Source organism: Kitasatospora sp. NPDC091257 (assembly GCF_044757675.1).
GTDB classification, from domain to species: domain Bacteria; phylum Actinomycetota; class Actinomycetes; order Streptomycetales; family Streptomycetaceae; genus Kitasatospora; species Kitasatospora lactacystinica.
The window spans coordinates 1-1,754 of sequence record NZ_JBIVVI010001553.1 but is presented as its reverse complement, the minus strand read 5'-3'; the positions used below and the strand labels follow the sequence as shown (position 1 = coordinate 1,754).

Below are 1,754 nucleotides of genomic sequence, written 5' to 3'. Positions count from 1 at the left end.
CCAGGACCCGTTCGCGCACCCGCTCCACCTGGGCGGAGTGCGAGGCGTAGTCCACCGGGATCCGGCGGGCCCGCACCCCGTTCTCCTCGCAGAGCACCAGCAGCGCGTCCAGCGCGCCGGGCTCGCCCGACACCACCGTCGAGGACGGGCCGTTGAACGCGGCCACCGAGATCCGGCCGCCGAACGAGCCGATCAGCTCCTCGACCACCGCGCTGCCCGCCGCGACGGACACCATGCCGCCGTCACCGGCGAGTTCGATCAGCGCCCGGCTGCGCAGCGCCACCACCCGGGCACCGTCCTCGACGGACAGCGCACCGGCCACCACCGCGGCGGCGATCTCGCCCTGGGAGTGGCCGATCACGGCCGACGGCTGCACACCGTGCGCCCGCCACACCTCGGCCAGCGACACCATCACGGCCCACAGCACCGGCTGGACCACGTCCACCCGGGACAGGTCCGCGCCCGAACGCAGCACCTCGGTCAGCGACCAGTCGGTGTACGGCGCCAGCGCCGCCTCGCACGCGGCCAACCGGGCCGCGAACACCGGTGACCAGTCGGCGAGTTCCCTCGCCATGCCGACCCACTGCGAGCCCTGGCCCGGGAAGACGAAGGCCACCGAACGGCCGTCGCGCTCCTCGGCGACGCCGGTGACCACCCCGGCCCGGGCCGTGCCGTCGGCGAGTGCCGCCAGCCCGTCCAGCAGGTCGGTCCGGTCGGCGCCGAGCAGCACCGCGCGGTGCTCCAGGTCGGCCCGGGACAGCAGTGCCCGGCCGATCTCCGCCGGGGTGAGCTCGCCGTGTCCGGCCGCGAACTCGCGCAGCCGCGCGGCCTGCGCCGCCAGTCCGGCCCGGGTGCGGGCCGACAGGAACCACGGGAGGACCCCGGAGCCGGTCTCCGGGGCCGCGGCGGTCTCGGTGACGACCGGGGCGGCCTCCAGGATGACGTGGGCGTTGGTGCCGCTCATGCCGAAGGAGGACACGCCCGCGCGGCGCGGCCGGTCCACGGCCGGCCAGGGGCGCGCCTCGGCCAGCAGTTCCACGGCGCCCGCCGCCCAGTCCACGTGACCGCTCGGCGCGGCGACGTGCAGGGTGGCCGGGAGCGTCCCGTGGCGCATCGCCTGCACCATCTTGATCACCCCGGCGACGCCGGCGGCGGCCTGGGTGTGCCCGATGTTGGACTTGATCGAGCCGAGCCAGAGCGGCTCGCCGTCGCGGTCCCGGCCGTAGGTGGCCAGCAGCGCCTGGGCCTCGATGGGGTCGCCGAGCCTGGTGCCGGTGCCGTGCGCCTCCACCGCGTCCACGTCCGAGACGGTCAGCCCGGCGTTGGCCAGCGCCTGGCGGATCACCCGCTCCTGCGAGGGCCCGTTGGGGGCGGTGAGGCCGTTGGAGGCGCCGTCCTGGTTGAGCGCGCTGCCGCGCACCACGGCGAGCACCTGGTGCCCGTAGCGGCGCGCGTCGGAGAGCCGCTCCAGCACCAGCACGCCCACGCCCTCGGACCAGCCGGTGCCGTCCGCCTCGGCGGAGAACGGCTTGCAGCGGCCGTCCGCGGCGACGCCGCCCTGCCGGCTGAACTCGGCGAAGATCTCGGGTCCGGCCAGCACCGTGACACCGCCGGCCAGGGCCAGGTCGCACTCGCCGCCGCGCAGCGCCTGGGCCGCGAGGTGCAGGGCCACCAGCGAGGAGGAGCAGGCGGTGTCCACCGTGAGGGCGGGGCCCTCCAGGCCGAAGGTGTACGACACCCGGCCGGAGATCACG

The 1,754-nt window shown here is 76.2% G+C and carries 1 protein-coding gene; it reads right to left on the bottom strand.

Annotated features, from left to right (window positions below):
• The coding region (locus ACIQOV_RS40205; protein WP_401055931.1) for a type I polyketide synthase at positions 1-1,754 on the bottom strand (1,754 nt) is incomplete at both ends.